This is a genomic window from Stenotrophomonas sp. GSD10, from assembly GCF_056172695.1.
Genome location: NZ_JAOCMC010000002.1, coordinates 3,463,286 through 3,480,495, shown reverse-complemented (window position 1 = coordinate 3,480,495; position 17,210 = coordinate 3,463,286). Strand labels below are relative to the sequence as shown.

Annotated in this window: 15 protein-coding genes and 4 pseudogenes; 10 read left to right on the top strand and 9 right to left on the bottom strand. The window is 68.4% G+C overall.

Annotated features, from left to right (window positions below; translation table 11 throughout):
- Positions 1-94: 94 nt before the first annotated feature.
- Positions 95-1,000: a LysR family transcriptional regulator gene (locus N4G47_RS16275; protein WP_475288743.1), complete on the top strand. Its 906-nt coding sequence runs from the start codon at positions 95-97 to the stop codon at positions 998-1,000.
- An 11-nt stretch (positions 1,001-1,011) separates the two neighbouring features.
- On the opposite strand, the gene N4G47_RS16270 is transcribed toward N4G47_RS16275, so the two are convergent.
- Both N4G47_RS16270 and N4G47_RS16265 read right to left on the bottom strand, forming a co-directional pair.
- The gene (locus N4G47_RS16270) at positions 1,012-1,125 is read right to left on the bottom strand and encodes a hypothetical protein (protein WP_475288741.1); all 114 of its coding nucleotides are present in this window, start codon (positions 1,123-1,125) and stop codon (positions 1,012-1,014) included.
- Positions 1,086-1,430: an Imm70 family immunity protein gene (locus N4G47_RS16265; RefSeq protein WP_475288739.1), complete on the bottom strand. Its 345-nt coding sequence runs from the start codon at positions 1,428-1,430 to the stop codon at positions 1,086-1,088. Before N4G47_RS16265 ends, N4G47_RS16270 begins: the two co-directional genes overlap by 40 nt.
- 186 nt (positions 1,431-1,616) lie before the next feature.
- Between N4G47_RS16265 and N4G47_RS16260 the strand changes: the two are divergent.
- The 5 genes and pseudogenes from N4G47_RS16260 (at position 1,617) to N4G47_RS16240 (ending at position 5,935) form a co-directional block, all read left to right on the top strand.
- Positions 1,617-1,891: pseudogene (locus N4G47_RS16260) on the top strand (metal/formaldehyde-sensitive transcriptional repressor).
- Positions 1,892-1,949: 58 nt separating this feature from the next.
- Entirely contained in the window at positions 1,950-3,059 is a 1,110-nt protein-coding gene (locus tag N4G47_RS16255) for an S-(hydroxymethyl)glutathione dehydrogenase/class III alcohol dehydrogenase (protein ID WP_475288735.1), read from the top strand.
- Positions 3,060-3,067: 8 nt separating this feature from the next.
- Positions 3,068-3,424 (top strand): YqcC family protein, encoded by a 357-nt coding sequence (locus N4G47_RS16250; protein ID WP_475288732.1) that lies wholly within the window; start codon positions 3,068-3,070, stop codon positions 3,422-3,424.
- A 63-nt stretch (positions 3,425-3,487) separates the two neighbouring features.
- On the top strand, positions 3,488-4,318 hold the full coding sequence (fghA, locus tag N4G47_RS16245) for an S-formylglutathione hydrolase (protein WP_475288729.1): 831 nt from the start codon (positions 3,488-3,490) through the stop codon (positions 4,316-4,318).
- 228 nt (positions 4,319-4,546) lie between these two features.
- Positions 4,547-5,935, top strand: coding sequence for a GGDEF domain-containing protein (locus tag N4G47_RS16240; protein ID WP_475288727.1), 1,389 nt, complete (start codon positions 4,547-4,549; stop codon positions 5,933-5,935).
- 38 nt (positions 5,936-5,973) lie between these two features.
- On the opposite strand, the gene N4G47_RS16235 is transcribed toward N4G47_RS16240, so the two are convergent.
- Positions 5,974-6,444 (bottom strand): hypothetical protein, encoded by a 471-nt coding sequence (locus N4G47_RS16235; protein ID WP_475288725.1) that lies wholly within the window; start codon positions 6,442-6,444, stop codon positions 5,974-5,976.
- Between the two features lie 5 nt (positions 6,445-6,449).
- Positions 6,450-6,896, bottom strand: a complete 447-nt coding sequence (locus N4G47_RS16230; RefSeq protein WP_475288723.1) for a universal stress protein — start codon at positions 6,894-6,896, stop codon at positions 6,450-6,452.
- A gap of 141 nt (positions 6,897-7,037) precedes the next feature.
- On the opposite strand from N4G47_RS16230, the gene N4G47_RS16225 reads away from it, so the two are divergent.
- The 4 genes and pseudogenes from N4G47_RS16225 (at position 7,038) to N4G47_RS16210 (ending at position 12,327) form a co-directional block, all read left to right on the top strand.
- Positions 7,038-7,946, top strand: a complete 909-nt coding sequence (locus N4G47_RS16225) for a LysR family transcriptional regulator (protein WP_475288719.1) — start codon at positions 7,038-7,040, stop codon at positions 7,944-7,946.
- 342 nt (positions 7,947-8,288) lie between these two features.
- Positions 8,289-9,817, top strand: a pseudogene (locus N4G47_RS16220) (MFS transporter).
- A gap of 20 nt (positions 9,818-9,837) precedes the next feature.
- Positions 9,838-10,920, top strand: coding sequence for an HlyD family secretion protein (locus tag N4G47_RS16215; RefSeq protein WP_475288717.1), 1,083 nt, complete (start codon positions 9,838-9,840; stop codon positions 10,918-10,920).
- A pseudogene (locus N4G47_RS16210) lies at positions 10,917-12,327 on the top strand (efflux transporter outer membrane subunit). Before N4G47_RS16215 ends, N4G47_RS16210 begins: the two are co-directional and overlap by 4 nt.
- 32 nt (positions 12,328-12,359) lie before the next feature.
- On the opposite strand, the gene N4G47_RS16205 reads toward N4G47_RS16210, so the two are convergent.
- The 5 genes and pseudogenes from N4G47_RS16205 to N4G47_RS16185 form a co-directional block, all read right to left on the bottom strand.
- On the bottom strand, positions 12,360-12,698 hold the full coding sequence (locus tag N4G47_RS16205) for a hypothetical protein (protein ID WP_475288715.1): 339 nt from the start codon (positions 12,696-12,698) through the stop codon (positions 12,360-12,362).
- 77 nt (positions 12,699-12,775) lie between these two features.
- A pseudogene (locus N4G47_RS16200) lies at positions 12,776-13,718 on the bottom strand (DegV family protein).
- 94 nt (positions 13,719-13,812) lie between these two features.
- Positions 13,813-14,445 carry a DsbA family protein gene (locus N4G47_RS16195; RefSeq protein ID WP_475288713.1) on the bottom strand — a complete coding sequence of 211 codons (633 nt, stop codon included), beginning with the start codon at positions 14,443-14,445 and terminating at the stop codon, positions 13,813-13,815.
- A 20-nt stretch (positions 14,446-14,465) separates the two neighbouring features.
- The gene (locus tag N4G47_RS16190; RefSeq protein WP_475288710.1) at positions 14,466-15,749 is read right to left on the bottom strand and encodes an amidohydrolase family protein; all 1,284 of its coding nucleotides are present in this window, start codon (positions 15,747-15,749) and stop codon (positions 14,466-14,468) included.
- Entirely contained in the window at positions 15,749-17,146 is a 1,398-nt protein-coding gene (locus N4G47_RS16185) for an amidohydrolase (RefSeq protein ID WP_475289960.1), read from the bottom strand. Before N4G47_RS16185 ends, N4G47_RS16190 begins: the two co-directional genes overlap by 1 nt.
- Positions 17,147-17,210 lie beyond the last annotated feature (64 nt).

Below are 17,210 nucleotides of genomic sequence, written 5' to 3'. Positions count from 1 at the left end.
CGCCATGCACACAGGATGGAGTTGACATGCGGGCGCATAAAGCGCTTCGATCTCCCTCTGTGCGGGACTATTTGTCCCCAATGGAGCGCGAACGATGCTGCCGCTGGAATCCTTGAATGGCCTGGTGACCTTCGTCACCACCGCACGCTCGGGCAGCTTCACCGAAGCCGCCGACGCGCTGGGCATCTCGCGCTCGGCGGTGGGCAAGGCCATCGCGCGGCTGGAGGCACGGCTGGGCGTGCGCCTGTTCCACCGCACCACGCGACGCATCGCGTTGACCACCGACGGCGAGGCGTATTACGCCTCCTGTGCAGCGGCGCTGGAGGAGATCTCCGCCGCCGAAGCCTGCCTGGGCTCGGCCGGCCTGCCGAGCGGGCGCCTGCGCATCGACATGCCGTCCTCGTTCGGTCGGCTGGTGGTGCTGCCGGTGCTGCTGCGCTTGTGCCGGCAGTACCCGGACCTGCAATTGACGATGACCTTCACCGATCACTTCGTCGACCCGGTCGAGGAAGGCATCGACCTGCTGATCCGCTTCGGTGGCCTGCATCACGCCGAGCACCTGGTGGCGCGCCGGCTCGGGCGTCAGCGCCTGGTCACCTGTGCGTCGCCGGAGTACCTGCAGGCGCACGGCACTCCGCAGACGGTGGAGGAACTGGCGCAGCACCGCAGCATCGTCGGCTTTCGCCACGGCCAGCCGGTGGCGTGGCGGGTCGGCAGCGATGATGCGGAAGGGACGTTCATCCCCAATGCGACCTACCAGCTCAACGACGGCGACGCGGTGATCGAGGGTGCCCTTGCCGGGCTCGGCATCTGCCAGATGCCGGTTTCGCTGGTGCGCCGGCACCTGGACTCCGGCGCGCTGCACTCGGTGCTGGACGCGCACATGCAGCGCCATATCGACATCCACGCGCTGTGGCCGCCGACGCGTCACCTGCGGCCGAAGGTGCGCTATGTGGTGGATGAGTTGACCCGGCTCGCAGGCCAGGGCGTGTTCGATTGAGGCGGCGCGTATCAATAGTTGACGATCCGAGCCGAGGTGTCTTCGCCTTCCTGAAGGGCTCCAAGCACTTCAGCCAGAAGTTCGATCAGATCGCGCCCACGTGCGGTGACAAAGTAGGTCGCCAAGCTGTCGATATCAGGGGCGATATCCTGCCCCCACGGGGGCGCTGGGCTCGATCATCGAATGACCAGATGACACGGGCCGGCGCCATCTCGGCCAGCTCGCGGCGGACGATATGCAGTTCGGCCAGCGCGTCGGCAGCATCTGATTGCTGCAAGTTGCCGGCGTAAAGCTGCGTCATGAGAATCGGGAAGCGACTTCCCCAACCATCCGGTTCCAGGTTTCCGGAGACGGTCGAGAAAAAGGCATAGAGAAATGCCCCGGTACCGATCTCATCGGTGATGCGCCCGAGCTGGATGCCAACGCCCATCGTCTGGTTCCTGATTCTGCCGATTGTGCAGCTTGCCCGATATGGCGGCGGCCGACGCTGAAGCTATGTAAGTGTTTGATATGAAAAGATTGAGCGCAACGCTTGTGGAGGCTGACGGGGCCATTTACGTCACTCGGAAGAGTGTGTGTATACTATCCCCCAGTATAGTTCCGAGGTGGCCCTGCCATGCCGCACTCCCCGAAGAGAAAAAGAAGGTCCTGGCCCGCGTGCGCCGTATCCGCGGCCAGTGCGATGCGCTGGACCGCGCGCTGGAAGCCGGCGCTGACTGCGGGCCGGTGCTGCAGCAGATCGCCGCCATCCGTGGCGCGGTCAACGGCCTGATGTCCGAGGTGATGGAGGCCCATCTGCGCGAGGAATTCGGACAGCCGGCGGCCTCTGATGAACAGCGCGCCGAACGCGTGCGCGACATGAGCGCGTTGATCCGCTCGTACCTGAAATAAACGACGGCGCAACATTGCGCTGCCCATCCTGTTACTGCCTGTCTTTGGAGAAGCCATCATGAAGTCCCGTGCCGCCGTCGCCTTTGGTCCCGGCCAGCCGCTGCAGATCGTCGAGATCGACGTCGCCCCGCCGAAGGCCGGCGAAGTGCTGGTCAAGATCACCCACACCGGTGTCTGCCACACCGATGCGTTCACCCTGTCCGGCGATGATCCGGAAGGCCTGTTCCCGGTGGTGCTGGGCCATGAAGGCGCCGGCATCGTGGTGGACGTGGGCGAGGGCGTGACCAGCGTCAAGCCGGGTGACCACGTGATTCCGCTGTACACCGCCGAATGTGGCGAGTGCCTGTTCTGCAAGAGCGGCAAGACCAACCTGTGCGTGGCCGTGCGCGCCACCCAGGGCAAGGGTGTGATGCCCGACGGCACCAGCCGCTTCAGCTACAACGGCGAACCGATCTACCACTACATGGGCTGCTCGACCTTCAGCGAGTACACCGTGGTGGCCGAAGTGTCGCTGGCCAGGATCAACCCGGACGCGAACCCGGAACACGTCTGCCTGCTCGGCTGCGGCGTCACCACCGGCATCGGCGCGGTGCACAACACCGCCAAGGTGCAGGAAGGCGACAGCGTGGCGGTGTTCGGCCTCGGTGGCATCGGCCTGGCGGTGATCCAGGGCGCGCGCCAGGCCAAGGCCGGCCGCATCATCGCGGTGGACACCAACCCGTCCAAGTTCGAGCTGGCGCGCGAATTCGGTGCCACCGACTGCATCAACCCGAAGGACTTCGACACGCCGATCCAGCAGGTCATCGTGGAAATGACCACCTGGGGCGTGGACCACAGCTTCGAGTGCATCGGCAACGTCAACGTGATGCGCGCGGCGCTGGAATGTGCACACCGTGGTTGGGGCCAGAGCGTGGTGATCGGCGTGGCCGGGTCGGGCCAGGAAATCTCCACCCGCCCGTTCCAGCTGGTGACCGGCCGCAAGTGGATGGGCACCGCCTTTGGTGGCGTGAAGGGCCGCAGCCAGCTGCCGGGCATGGTCGAGGACGCGATGAAGGGCGATATCGAACTGGCACCGTTCGTGACCCACACCATGGACCTGGACAAGATCAACGAAGCCTTCGACCTGATGCATGAAGGCAAGTCGATCCGTTCGGTGGTCCACTACTGAGCCGCGGCATGGGTTGGCTCGATGCCCTGCGCAGGCCGCGCGCGGACGATCCGCGCGCGGCCCTGGTCGAACCGATCGAGCAGGCGCTGCGTGCGCTGGGCTGGGTCGAAGGGCCAGTCGGGCCGCCGCGTGCCGTGGATTCACCGTTCGGTATCGACGAGATGCCGTTCGAGCACTGGCTGGCGCAGGTGTTCCTGCCCCGCCTGCACGAAGCCCGTGGCGACGGCCAGTGGCCGCCGCGCAGCCAGGTGGCGGTGGCCGCGTACCGCAACCTGGACGGGCAGCCCGGCGTCGAACCGCTGCTGCGCCTGCTGTCGCAGCTGGATGAACTGATCAACAAAGGCATCCACGCCGGGCGTGGATAAGCCGACCAAGGTCGGCATCGACCAGAAGCATGCGTGCGCCGACGCGCCGCGCAGGAGAACCTCATGGAACGCATTGAACACCGCGCCTGCTTCGGCGGCTGGCAGGACGTCTACCGCCACACCTCCACCACGCTGGGCTGCGACATGCAGTTCGCCGTGTACCTGCCGCCGCAGGCGGCCACGCAGAAGCTGCCGGTGCTGTACTGGCTGAGCGGCCTGACCTGCACCGAACAGAACGTCATCACCAAGGCCGGCGCGCAGCGGTACGCGGCCGAGCACGGGGTGATCCTGGTCGCGCCCGACACCAGCCCGCGCGGCGACGAGGTGGCCGATGCCGAAGGCTACGACCTGGGCAAGGGCGCCGGCTTCTACCTCAACGCCACCGAGCAGCCGTGGGCCAAGCACTACCGCATGCACGACTATGTGGCGCAGGAACTGCCGGCGCTGATCGAGGCGCACTTCCCGGTGACCACCGCGCGCGCCATCAGCGGGCACTCGATGGGCGGCCATGGTGCGCTGGTGATCGCGCTGCGCAATCCCGGCCGCTACCGCAGCGTGTCGGCGTTCTCACCGATCGTGGCACCCAGCCAGGTGCCGTGGGGACAGAAGGCCTTCACCGCCTATCTGGGCGCCAACCCGGCCGACTGGGTGCAGTGGGACGCCTGCGCGCTGCTGGCCACGGCCGAAGAACGGCTGCCGTTGCTGGTCGACCAGGGCGGGGCCGATGAGTTCCTGCAGACCCAGTTGCAGCCGCAGCGCCTGCAGGCGGCCTGCGAGGCGGTCGGCCATCCGTTGACCCTGCGCCTGCAGCCCGGCTACGACCACAGCTACTACTTCATCGCCAGCTTCATCGGCGAGCACATCGCCCATCACGCCCAAGCGCTGAAGCGTTGACCCCGGTAGAGCCGAGCCTGAGCTCGGCTTTCCCTTGGGCTTCCGACTGGATGGCAGCCGAGCATGGGCTCGGCTCTACGGTTACACGCCGCTTTTCTAGCGATGGATCACACCATCGTGGCGCCGCCCCGGGCTATCGTGCGCGCGTACGGCTTTGTGGATCGGGGGATGCATGCCGGTAGTGCTGGCGCTGCTGTATGTGCTCTGCCATGGCCTGGTGCTGACCCTGTGGCCGGGATCGGCGGGTGCGGGGTCGTTCGTTTTCCTGACCGGCGCCCCCTGCTGGCCGCAGCGGCCTGCCTGTGGCGTGGCCAACGCGACCGCGCGGCGCTGGGCTGGCGGGCCACGGCGCTGGCCCTGCTGCTCTGGGCCGGCGGCATGGGCGTGAACATGCTCGATGCCCTTGGCGCCGATCGCGCCGACATCACTCCGCGGGTGAGCCTGCTTCTGTATGTGCTGTACGGCGTGCCGCTGGTGTTCATCCTGGCGCGTGCGCGCCGTGAGCGCTGGTCGATCAGCGTGATCGACGGTGGCATGGCGGCGCTGCTGGGCGTGCTGTTCTTCGTGCATACGCAGTCGTTTGCCGATCGTATCGATATCGACAACCAGGCCATGGCGAACATGCAGCGCATGTTCGACATCCAGAACCTGTGCATCGCCGTCTTCGCGGTGGTGCGCTGGCTGGCCGGCGATGTGCCCGAGCGGCGCAGCTTCTTCCGCGCGCTGGCGCTGTATGCGCTGGTCTACCTGACGGTAGCGTTCTACATCAACCACTACACCGCCGAGCAGTCATTCGGTGCCTACAACGACCTGCTGATCGACCTGCCGTTCCTGCTGCTGGCCGTGCTGGCGCTGCGCCAGGCACCGGCGCCCGGCTTCGTGCTGCACCCCCGCCTTTCGCGGCTGGTCCAGGCCGGCGGGCCGATCATCCTGCCGCTGCTGCTGCTGGTGGTCGGCACCCTGGTGGTGGACCACGCGCGATGGCTGGCGGTGGCCGGCTTCGTGGTCGCCACACTGGGCTTCAGCCTGCGCAGTACCGTGCTGCAGATGGATCTGCTGGAGCGCCAGGCGGGACTGGATGAGCTGGCCCGGCGCGACGGCCTGACCGGGGTGGCCAACCGCCGCGAGTTCGACACGGTGCTGCAGGCCGAATGGAACCGCGCGCGGCGCAACGGCAGCGAGCTGGCCCTGCTGCTGGTCGACATCGACCACTTCAAGGCGTTCAACGACCAGCACGGCCATCCGGCCGGCGACCGTTGCCTGCAGGCGGTCGCGGCGGTGCTGAAGACAACGGCCGGCCGCGCCGGCGACAGTGTGGCGCGCTACGGTGGCGAGGAGTTCGCGGTGATCGTGTCCGGAAGTGCATTGTCGGGGGTGCTGGCGCTGGCCGAGCGCCTGCGCGAGGCGGTGGAGGCGCTGCCGTTGCCGGAAGGATCGATCAGCATCAGTGTTGGCGTGGGCTATCTGCATCCGCCCGCGCTGGCCAGCGCCGATCAGCTGTTGGCCGATGCAGACGCCGGCCTGTATGCCGCCAAGCGTGCAGGCCGCAACCAGGTGATGCTGCACGCGCACGTCCTCGACGATGAGGGCAACGCGCACGGCACCCTGGACTGCTGAGAACAACCGGCCAGCCCCGCGCCCGCGCGGGCGCGGGGTCATCGCTGCCGTTGCCAGCCGGCCGGATCCAGCAGCCGCAGCCCGACCGGCGACAGCGAGCGTGGCCGCAGGTGCAGGTTCGCTGCCTGCACCGCCTGGGCGCAGCGCGCCAGCTGCAGGCGCAGCGGCGCCAGCGGGTCGCCCGCGCGCGGGCGCGCATGCCGCCACTGGGCGATGCGCAGCAGGCAGACCAGCAGGTCCAGTTCGCTGGCGGCGATGAACGGGGAGCCGGGCAGCAGCAGGTCGATCGGCGCCGAGGGCGTGGCCAGCAGGGGCAGCAGGCCCAGAAACGCATCGCAGCCCTGCCGGTCCAGGCCGAGATCGCCCAGGCCGATGAGGCCCTCGGCCTGCAGCTCGGGCTCGCGCAGCTGGCGGATCGCCGCCAGCAGCGCCTGCTCGCCGCGACCGAACTGACGACCGAAGGCGCGGTAGCTGACCCGGGTGGGGAACAACGGAGCGCGGGAGGCCATGGCCGCTAGCCGTGCCGGTCGCGGGTTTCCACCAGCACCGGGCAGGGCGCGTGGTCGATGGTCCATTGCCCGACCGAAGGTTCGAACAGGCGTTCCAGGCGCGACAGGTGGCGATGGCCGATCACGATCAGGTCGCACTTCAGGCGCCGGGCCTGGTTGCTGATCACTTCGCCGGGCTCGCCGGAGGGGATCTGTGCGATGGCATCGACGCCGCGTTCGCGCAGCTCGGCCAGGGCTTCGGCCAGCACCGCTTCGGCGCGCGAGCGCTGGCGGGCGGCTTCCGGGTACTCGATGCGGTCGGCTTCGCTGGCATCGGCGGCCAGCGCGAATTCGGGGTCGAGCACGCACAGCAGATGCAGGCGGCTGCGCGGGCCGGCAACGGCCGCAGCCAGGTCCAGCACGCGCGCGTGCTGGGGGCCGCCATCGAGGGCGACCAGCAGGGTGTTGAACATGGATGTCTCCTTGGCAGGCCGGGGATGGTCGCCGATGTCACCGCGCGCACCCATGCCGTGCGCGGCAGTCAATGGATGCGCCAAACGCAATCCATCGTGGTTCGACGTGCCGTAAAGTCATCTGATCTACTGGAGACTGTCATGCCCCTGCCGGACCTGAACCTGTTGCTGGCACTGGATGTGCTGATCGATGAATGCAGCGTGGCCGCCGCCGCGCGCCGGATGAACCTGAGCGCGCCGGCGATGAGCCGTACCCTGGGCCGGATCCGTACCGCGCTGGGCGATCCGGTGCTGGTACGCGCCGGCCGTGGGCTGGCGCCGACACCACGCGCGCTGCAGCTGCGTGAGCAGGTGCGCGACGTGATCGAGCAGGCCCATCGCGTGTTCCATTCCGGCCGCGAGATCGACCTGCGCACCCTGGAACGCACCTTCAGCGTGCGCGCCAACGATGTCTTCATCGGCGGCTTCGGCGGGCGCCTGCGCGAGATCTTCCGCCAGCAGGCACCGCGCGCGGTGCTGCGCTTCGTGCCCGAGGGCGACACCGATGACGATGCGATGGCACAGGGGCGGATCGACCTGTACATCAGCACCGCCGGCAAGCATGCGCCGGACACCAAGGTGCAGAACCTGTTCAGCACTTCCTTCATGGGCGCCGCGCGCGAGGATCATCCGCTGTTCGATGGCGAGATCAGCGCCGAGCGCTTTGCCGCCTGCGACCAGATCGCCGTCTCGCGCCGCGGCCTGCCGCGCGGACCGATCGATGACGACCTGGCCGCGCTCGGCCTGCAACGCCGGGTGGCGCTGATCAGCCCGACCTTCCATGGCGCGATCTTTGCCGCCGCCGAATCGGACCTGATCCTGCCGCAGATGCCGAGCGTGATGCTGGAGCGGATCGTCAGCATGCGCCTGCCGCTGCGCCTGTTCCCGCTGCCGATCCCGGTGCGTACTGCTGCCATCGTGCAGGCCTGGCATCCGCGGCTGGACAACGACGCGGCCCACCAGTGGCTGCGGCGCGCGATCAAGAACATGTGCGACGCCAACGTCTCGTAGAGTCGAGCTTGCTCGGCTGCCTCAGCCCATCGGTAGAGTCGAGCTTGCTCGACTGATGGTGGCGCACAGCAGTCGAGCAAGCTCGACTCTACGAAGCACCGATCCACGCAGCACGGCAAGCCGTGCGCCGCGAGGTGGCAATCCACGCAGCACCGCAAGCCGTGCGCCACCAGGCGCCGATCCATCCAGTACCGCAATCCGTGCGTCCGACGCACCTCTGGCATGCGGGCTGCGCCATTTTTCGCAGCAGAGCCCCTCCCTAGACTGCGCTCCCCAGAGTTTCACTGAGCGCATTCCAATGACCCCCAACATGCCGTGCACTGCACGGATAGGTGCCCGGCGATGAGTACGCCGGCCGCTGCTGTCCCAGCCACCGCAGCGCCCAGACCTCCCGCCGCCCCCGGGCTCGACCGCCGCATCCTGGTCGGCCTGTGTGGTGTGCTGCTGGCCGTGCTGGTGTCGGGCTTCAACGAGAACGTCACCAAGGTCGCGCTGGCCGACATCCGCGGTGCGATGGGCTTCAGCGTCGATGACGGCAGCTGGATCGTCGCGCTGTACAGTGCGATGTCGGTCAGCGCGATGGCCTTCGCACCGTGGTGCGCGGCCACCTTCTCGCTGCGCCGCTTCGCACTGGCAATGATCGCCGGCTTCATGGTGCTGGGCGTGCTGTGTCCCCTCGCGCCGAACCTGCAGACCTTCCTGCTGCTGCGCGCACTGCAGGGCCTGTGCGGGGCGCGCTGCCGCCGCTGTTGATGAGCGTGGCACTGCGCTTCCTGCCACCGGGCATCAAGCTGTACGGCCTGGCAGGTTACGCATTGACCGCCACGTTTGGCCCGAGCATGGGTACGCCGTTGGCTGCGTTCTGGGTCGAGCAGGTGGGCTGGCACTGGGCGTTCTGGCAGATCGTGCCGTATTGCCTGGCGGCGATGGCGATGGTCAGTTGGGGCCTGCCGCAGGACCCGCTGCGGCTGGAGCGCTTCGCCCAGTTCGATACGGTCGGCCTGTTGCTCGGCCTGCCGGCACTGGTGCTGCTAGTGCTCGGCCTGGTGCAGGGCCCGCGCCTGAACTGGTTCGACTCGCCGATGATCACCCTGATGCTCGGGGGCGGCGCCGGGCTGATGGTGCTGTTCATGGTCAACGAATGGTTCCACCCGTTGCCGTTCTTCAAGTTGCAGTTGCTGGCCAACCGCAACCTCAGCTACTCGCTGGTGACCCTGGGCGGTGTGCTGTTCGTGCTGCTGGCAGTGATCTCGATCCCGTCCGGTTTCCTGGCCAGCGTGCAGGGCTACCGGCCGTTGCAGACCGCACCGATGCTGCTGTGGGTGGCGCTGCCGCAGGTGATCGCGTTGCCGCTGGTGGCGGCGTTGTTGAACATCCGCGCAGTGGATTGCCGCTGGGTGCAGGCCACCGGCCTTGCGCTCCTGGCGCTGGCCTGCTGGCTGGGCTCGCACCTGGATGCGGCCTGGATCCGCGACAACTTCCTGTGGGTACAGCTGCTGCAGGTGTTCGCACAACCGATGGCGGTGCTGCCGCTGCTGATGCTGGCCACCGGCGGCCTGGCGCCGCAGGACGGCCCGTTCGCCTCGGCGTGGTTCAACACGGTCAAGGGCTTCGCCGCCGTGCTCGCCAGCGGCGTACTGGACGCCGTCGCGCAGGGCCGTCGCCACTTCCATTCCACCGTGCTGGTCGACCGCCTCGGCGAGCAGCCGTGGCTGGCCGACGGGCCGCAGCTCGGCGCGCGCCTGCATGCACAGGTACAGGCGCTGACCTCGGCTGACCTGTACTGGGTGGTCGCGCTGGTCGCGCTCGCCTTCATTCCCCTCATTGCCTGGATGCCCACCCGCATCCATCCGCCACGCGCCGTGGCCTGAACCCTTCGCAGGAACCTCTCATGACGATCAATCGAACCACGCTCCACACCGGCCTCGGCCTGGGTGTGCTGGCCCTGGCCATCGGCGCCTGGCTGCTGTTGCGCGATGGCGGCCACCAGCGCACCAACAATGCGTACGTGGTGGCCGACTACACGCTGGTGGCGCCAAAAATTCCCGGCTTCGTCAGTGCCGTGGAAGTAGAAGACAACCAGGCGGTGAAGGCCGGCGACGTGCTGGCCCGCATCGACGACCGTGACTACCAGGTCGCCTTGCAGGCGGCACGTGCCGACCTGGCCAATGCCCATGCACAGCTGGCCAACGCGCAGGCCGCGCTGGCCCAGCAGGGCTCGCTGATCGAACAGGCCAGGGCCAGTGTCGATGTCAGCCGTTCCGAGCTGACCCTGGCCAGCGCCGACCAGCAGCGTTACCGCGAGCTGGCCCGCGATGGCGCCGGCACCGTGCAGAACGCACAGCAGGCGCAGTCGAAGCAGGCCGTGGCCAGTGCGCATCTGCAGCAGGGCCAGGCGGCGCTGTCGACCGCGCGCCAGCGCACCGACATCCTCAGTGCCGGTGTGCAGGCCGCACAGGCGGCGGTGCAGCGTGCAGAAGCGGCGCAGGCGCGCGCCGAACTGGATCTTTCGCACACCGTGCTGCGCGCACCGATCGATGGCATGGTCGGTCGTCGCGCGGTTCGCGTGGGGGCCTACCTCACGCCAGGAACGCCGGTGGCGGCAGTGGTGCCGCTGCAGCGCGCCTTCGTGGTCGCCAACTTCCAGGAAACGCAGATGACCCGCATGCAGGCCGGCCAGCAGGTCGCGCTGACGGTGGACGTGTTCCCGGGCAAGCCATTGCGTGGCCACATCGACAGCATCGCTCCGGCCACCGGCGTCACCTTCGCCGCGGTCGCGCCGGAGAATGCCACCGGCAATTTCACCAAGGTGGTGCAGCGCATTCCGGTGAAGATCGTGCTGGAGCCGGGCCAGCCGTTGCTGGACCAGCTGCGCGCCGGCATGTCGGTGGAGGCCAGCGTCGACCTGGACAGTCGTGCGCGCGCCCAGAACGTGCAGCGTGCTGCGGGCCCTGTGGCCGGGGAGGGTGCATGAGCGCAGGCACCGTGTTGCGCACCTTCTTCGCGGCCAGTGTGTGCACGGCGCTGGCCGCCTGCACGATGGGCCCGGACTTCGTGCGTCCGCAGGCGCAACTGCCCAGCCACTGGCAGGGTGAGGCGGTGACCGCCAGTGCAATCGATCAGGACGCCGGCTGGTGGGCCGGCTTCGACGATCCACTACTGGGCCAGCTGGCAGGGCAGGTGTTGCAGGCCAATCTGGACCTGCAACTGGCCGCCAACCGCGTGCAGCAGAGCCGCGCCGCGCGTGGCATCAGCGCTGCCGATCGTCTGCCCAGCGTCAGCGCAACCGCCAGCGGCACCCGCGCACGCAACAGCGAAGTGGGCCTGAACGATCCCTCCGGCAACGGCGGCCGCGATGATTACGGGCTGTTCCAGGCCGGGATCGGCCTGAGCTGGGAACTGGATCTGTGGGGCGCGTGCGCCGCCAGCTGGAAGCCGCCGATGCCCGCGTGCAGATGGCCGAGGAGGATGCGCATGCGGTGCGCATCGCGCTGCTGGCGGAAACCGCGCGTGACTATCTGCAGCTGCGTGCGACGCGGCAGCTGCTGGCGATCACCGAGGACAATCTGAGCATCGCCCACGACATCAAGCGCCTGACCGAGGCACGCCAGCGCCAGGGCGTGGCCAGCACGCTGCAGGTATCCAGCGCGGCGGCGCAGGTGGCCTCGTTGCAGGCACGTATCGCGCCGCTGCGGCATCGCGAATCGCAGCTGCGCAATGCGCTGGCGTTGCTGCTGGCGCGCCCCCGCAGGCACTGGATGCGCAGTTGCAGGATGCACGTCGCGACTGGCCGGCGTTGCCGGCGGTGGCGGTGGGTCTGCCCAGCGAACTGGCCGAGCGCCGCCCGGACATCCGGCGTGCAGAAGCGGCGTTGCATGCCGCAACGGCGGGTATCGGGGTGGCCAAGGCCAGTTTCCTGCCGCGCGTCACCTTGAACGGCGATGCCGGTTTCCAGGCCAAGCAGCTCGATGACCTCGATGGCTGGAACGCGCATCGCTTCAGCGTCGGGCCGTCGATCAGCCTGCCGATCTTCCAGGGCGGGCGGCTGAAGGCCAACCTGGCGCTGAGCAGGCTGCAAGAGCAACAGTCGGCGCTGCTGTTCCGGCGCACCGTGCTGCAGGCCTGGCATGAAGTCGATGACGCCATGGATGGCTATGCCACCGAACAGCAGCGCACCGTGCAGTTGCATGTGGCGGTGGAGGAGAGCGAAACCGCGTTGGGTGCGGCGCGTCGACAGTACCAGGCCGGCGTGGTCGACATGCTGGATGTGCTCAGTACCCAACGCATCGCGCTGGACAACCAGGCCGCGCTGGCCAACAGCCAGGCCACGGCGGCGATCGCCCGGGTGGAGCTGTACCGCGCGCTGGGCGGCGGCTGGTAATGCCGGCCAGCGGCCGGCACTACCTGGCGGTCTCAACGCACGTCGCGCAGTTCCCAATGGTGCCCCGCCAGCAGGCGCAGGCGCTGCTTGAACACGTCACTGTCGATGCGGGTGGTGGCCACCAGGTTGATGCGCAGGTCTTTCTGCTCGCCGGTCACGGTGGCGTCCGGATCGGTCACGCCCCACTGCGGTTCCACCGCATCCGGGTCGGGCTGCTTGGCCTTCCAGCGCTCGAACAGCGTGCCGCTGCGCAGGGCGTTCTGCAGTTCCTCGGCGAAGCCGGCGGCGCCCTGCGAATGGAAGGACAGGTCAGGGTCGTTGCCGCGGGCCTTGGACGGGTCGGGCAGGCTGATGTGGTACTGCGCAGGCATGGTGTTCTCCTTGAAGTGCGGCAAGGCTGGCACAGTCGCGGTGGAATCGATGTGCAGATTCCCGCCGCAGTTGGCCTTCATTCAAACCGATGCGGCCCATCGGCAAAGCCCACGGTGACCGCGCCCTTGCCGACGTTGACCATGCCGGTCAGGCTCATCACCGACTCATACACGCTGACGCCGTGCTCGGCGCAGACCTGCTTCAATGCCGCATAGCCGGGCAGGGCGCGCAGTTCGTCCAGTTCACCGCCGTAGCTGACGCACACCGTCGGTGTCATCAGCCCAGCGCGTACACGCTGGCCCACCACGGCGAACAGCTTCTGTACGGCGTTGTCGAAGCCTTTGATCTTGGCCACCGGCCCGGTCTCGCCGCGGTAGCCGTGCAGCACCGGCTTGATGTCCAGCGCGCTGCCCAGCGCAGCACTGAGCAGGCCGACGCTGCGGTCACCCTTGTGCCGTGCACGTGCGCGCATGTAGTACAGGTCGCGGGTGACCATGTAGCCATGCACGTTGCCGGCCAGTTCCTCCAGCCGCTCGCGGATCTGCTGCACGCTGGCGTTGCTGTCGCGCAGGCGCACGGCCTCGATCGCGGTCACCGCCTGCGCCGCAAACAGGTTCTGGGTGTCGAGCACGCGCAGCGCGAGACGGCGAGTTGTAGCCCGCCGCCTGCCGCACCGGCTTGTAGTCATTGAGGATGGCGAAGCTGGCCTGCAGCGCGTTGTCGTGGATGGGGCTGCGGGTCTTGGTGATGGTCATGCAGAACACGTGGTCGTAGTCGATCACCAGCTGCTGCAGGAACAGGTCGCGGATCTGGTTGACGCTGAAGGGGATGGTTTCCGCTTCAGCGCCATGCTCGGCCACGTGGGCGTGCAGGAAGCTGAGCGTGGCCTGCTCATCGCGGTGATCGGCCAGCACGGCTTCGCCGATGCGGACGGTGATCGGCAGCAGCACGATGTTGTGTTCGGCGATGAAGTCCTGCGGCAGGTCGCAGGCCGAGTCGACGACGATTCCGATGCGCATCCGCGGCTCCCCTCCAGGGCGGTTGTAGGTTCGGAAATGTGAAAACTATCTCAAAACCGCGCCCGGCGCGCGAGGGAAATACGCCAGTGCCTGTTCAGCGACTGCGCTGCACCGCCACTGGCAGGCTGTCCAGGCGCTGCCACTCGGGCTGCTGCAACAGGCCCGGATCGTCCAGCACGGCGGCCATCAACGGGTGCGCATCGTGGCCCCAGAACAGTTCATCGCCGATGGCCAGGGTCGGCACGCCGAACACGCCGGCCCCGATGGCGGCGTCGGTGTTGCGCCGCAGCTGCTCCTTCACCGCCGGATCGGCAATGGCGGTGGCCACATCCTCGATGTCCAGCCGGGCGCCGGGCTCGCGCAGGGCCTCGGCGCTGTCGCCGGCGTTGCCCTCGCGCCAGATCCAGTCAAACAGCACGTCCACCGCCTGCGCGCTGGCACCGGCCGCCAGGCACAGGCGCAGCGCCGACAGCGGGTTGAACGGATGGCCCGGTGGGAAACGCAGCGGCGTGCCCTCGGCCTGCGCGGTCCAATGCAGCTGGCGGTACATGAAGCGACGCTTGGCCGGAATCTCGGCCGGGCCGAGGTTGCCCAGGTGATGCAGCACCGCGCCGAAGGCGATCGGCACCGGCTGGATCTGGCCGAACTGCGGCAGCCGCTTCAGCTTCTGCCAGTGCAGGTAGGAATAGGGCGAGACGAAGTCGAAATACCAGCGCAGCGTGGCCATGGGGGTTTCCTTGAAGGCGGTCAGGGCTGCGCGTTGCGCTGCAGGTAGCGGTCGCGCAGTTCGGTCTGGCGCGAACGCATCGGCATCGCACGCCCACCCAGCCAGACCTGTTCGGCATAGTGCGCCACATCCAGCGGGTCGCCCTCCCACAGCACCAGGTCGGCGCGCTTGCCCGGCTCGATGCTGCCGATCTGGTCGGCCACGCCGAAGGCCTGGGCCGGAACCCGGGTCAGGCCGGCCAGGCCGTCGGCCCAGGGCAGGCCGTTGGCGACCGCGTTGCCGGCCAGCTGGCGCATCTTGCGCGCGTTGTGCGAGGCATCGCCGCGCTGCACGAACGACACCGCCACGCCGGCCCGCTGCAGGCGCGCGGCATTTTCCAGGGTGGCACCGATCTGGTCGAAGCTGGCCGGCAGGTTGGCCAGCACGTCGACGAACACCGGCACGTGCGCCGCTGCCAGTTCCGGCGCCAGCTGCCAGGCTTCGCTGCCGCCGGCCAGGGCGATCTTCACTTTCTCGCGCGCGGCCCAGCGCAGCAGCTGGCGGATGTCCGCTGCGCGGTCCACCTCCACCACGATACGGCCCTGGCCGGCCAAGTAGCGGCCCAGCGTGCGCCGCCCGGCCGGAGTCAGCAGGGCATGCGGCGAATCGGTGGGCACCTGGCCGCGGGCTTCATCCACCATCTGCTGCAGCAGCATCCATTGCGCTGCGCGCGAGTGGCCGGTCAGCTCCGATGCCGCCGAGCCCAGGCGCAGGAACAGGGCGTGCGGCCCGAGGGGATCGGCGCTGCCGTCCAGCCGCATCACGCCGCCCTGGCCGGCCACGAAGCCGCCTCCGGTGGCCGCACCCAGCGCGGTGAAGCCGATGCCTTCCAGGCGCGCCACCGGGATCAGCACCGAGGCCGGGTTGTAGGCCAGGGTGACGTCGAACTCGGGCCGCAGCGGTTGCTCGCCGATCTTCAGCGTGCTGTCGACCGTGCTCGATTCACCGGACACTTCTTCGATGCCGATCTCGGTGATGCCACCGAACAGCGCCGGGGTCAGCGGCCGACCATGGGCCTCGACCACGGTCACCCCGGCCGGCGCCGACAGGCCGGCACCCACCGCGCGGATGATGCCGCCCTGCACCAGTACGTCGGCGTTGTGCAGGCTGCCGCGCGTGCTGGCGGTGTGCACCGTGGCGTTGCGCACCAGCAGATCCTGCGCCGATGCGGATGCGGAAATGCAGGCCAGCACCATGACTGTAGAGCCGAGCCATGCCCGGCTGCCCTTCGCGGCAGACTGCGCCAACTGCTTGAGCACCACCATCAGCGCACCTCCTGGCCAAGCTGGAAATCTGAGCGCGGCGTGGCCTCGGGCACGCTGCGGTCATACAAGCGCCGGCCATCAATGAAGACCTGCTCGGCCAGCGCATAGGAACTGAAAGGGTTGCCGTTCCACACCACCACGTCGGCCATCTTGCCGGCCTCCAGGGTGCCGGTCTGGCCCTCGATGCCCAGCGCCTTGGCGGCGTTGGCGGTCATCCAGGTGATGGCATGTTCGGGGGTGATCTCCGGCATGCGCGCGCGTCGTGCCGAGGCCATCACCTTGGCCGCTTCCTGGTTCAGGCGCTGGATGCCTTCGGGCGAATCGGAATGGACGATGGCGCAGCTGTTCTTCGGCCGGTCGACCAGCGCGATGTTCTCCTGGATGCCGTCGAAGGCCTCCATCTTGAAGCCCCACCAGTCGGCCCACAACGCACCGCAGACGCCGTCGGCGGCCAGCCGGTCGGCCAGCTTGTAGGCCTCCACGCCATGGTGGAAGGCGGCCACCTTGAAGCCGAATTCCTTGGCCAGGTCGAGCATGGTGGCCATTTCGTCGGCGCGGTAGCAGTGGATGTGCACGCGGATGTCGCCCTGGATCGCGCCCGCCAGCGTGTCCAGCTTGAGGTCGCGCTTGCCACCGGCATCGCCGGCGCTGTCGCCCTTGTCGCCGCCGAACCAGCGCTTGCGCTTGGCTGCCTTGGGCGTGTTCTTGGCGATGTAGTCGGCGGCATCGATGAAGGCGGCGCGGTAGCCGGCCACATTGCCCATGCGCGTGGCCGGGGCTACGCCCTTGCCTTCGCCGTAGACCCGCTTGGGATTCTCGCCGCAGGCCATCTTCAGCCCCCACGGCGCGCCGGGGAACTTCATCGCCTGGTAGGTGATGGCCGGAACGTTCTTGAGGGTCACGCCGCGGCCGCCCACCAGGTTGGCCGAGCCGGGCAGCACCTGCATGCTGGTCACGCCGCCGGCCAGCGCGGTGGCAAAGCCGGGGTCCTGCGGCCACACCGAGTGTTCGGCCCAGACGTTGGCGGTGACCGGTGCGGTCACTTCGTTGCCGTCGCTGTGCGCACCGACGCCGGGGCTGGGGTAGACGCCCAGATGCGAGTGCACGTCGATCAGCCCCGGCGTCACCCACTTGCCCTGCGCATCGATGCGGGTGACCCCGGCGTCGGCCTGCAGTTGGCGGCCAACGGCGGCGATACGGCCGTCGCGCAGCAGCACGTCGGCGTTGTCCAGGCGTTGGCCGGTACCGGTCAGCACCGTGGCGTTGTGGATCAGCACCGGCGCATCGGGATGGGCCTGGTAGGTGCTGGGGTAGGGGTCTGCCACGAAGCGCGAGGCGCCCACGGCGGGTGCGGTGGCCATGGCCAGCAGTGCCAGCCCCACCCCAGTGCGCAGCATCGTCGATGTCATCCAGCTCCCCTCCAGGCGTAGTCCAGCCGCCGACGCTAGCCGGGCGGTGGTG

Excerpts from the sequence above, each read along its gene's own strand:
- N4G47_RS16235 (WP_475288725.1), bottom strand. The coding sequence starts at position 6,444 with ATGGCCTCCCGCGCTCCGTTGTTCCCCACCCGGGTCAGCTACCGCGCC.
- N4G47_RS16225 (WP_475288719.1), top strand. The coding sequence starts at position 7,038 with ATGCCCCTGCCGGACCTGAACCTGTTGCTGGCACTGGATGTGCTGATC.
- N4G47_RS16215 (WP_475288717.1), top strand. The coding sequence starts at position 9,838 with ATGACGATCAATCGAACCACGCTCCACACCGGCCTCGGCCTGGGTGTG.
- N4G47_RS16265 (WP_475288739.1), bottom strand. The coding sequence starts at position 1,430 with ATGGGCGTTGGCATCCAGCTCGGGCGCATCACCGATGAGATCGGTACC.
- N4G47_RS16185 (WP_475289960.1), bottom strand. The coding sequence starts at position 17,146 with ATGCTGCGCACTGGGGTGGGGCTGGCACTGCTGGCCATGGCCACCGCA.
- fghA (WP_475288729.1), top strand. The coding sequence starts at position 3,488 with ATGGAACGCATTGAACACCGCGCCTGCTTCGGCGGCTGGCAGGACGTC.
- N4G47_RS16195 (WP_475288713.1), bottom strand. The coding sequence starts at position 14,445 with ATGGCCACGCTGCGCTGGTATTTCGACTTCGTCTCGCCCTATTCCTAC.
- N4G47_RS16190 (WP_475288710.1), bottom strand. The coding sequence starts at position 15,749 with ATGGTGGTGCTCAAGCAGTTGGCGCAGTCTGCCGCGAAGGGCAGCCGG.
- N4G47_RS16205 (WP_475288715.1), bottom strand. The coding sequence starts at position 12,698 with ATGCCTGCGCAGTACCACATCAGCCTGCCCGACCCGTCCAAGGCCCGC.
- N4G47_RS16275 (WP_475288743.1), top strand. The coding sequence starts at position 95 with ATGCTGCCGCTGGAATCCTTGAATGGCCTGGTGACCTTCGTCACCACC.
- N4G47_RS16255 (WP_475288735.1), top strand. The coding sequence starts at position 1,950 with ATGAAGTCCCGTGCCGCCGTCGCCTTTGGTCCCGGCCAGCCGCTGCAG.
- N4G47_RS16230 (WP_475288723.1), bottom strand. The coding sequence starts at position 6,896 with ATGTTCAACACCCTGCTGGTCGCCCTCGATGGCGGCCCCCAGCACGCG.
- N4G47_RS16250 (WP_475288732.1), top strand. The coding sequence starts at position 3,068 with ATGGGTTGGCTCGATGCCCTGCGCAGGCCGCGCGCGGACGATCCGCGC.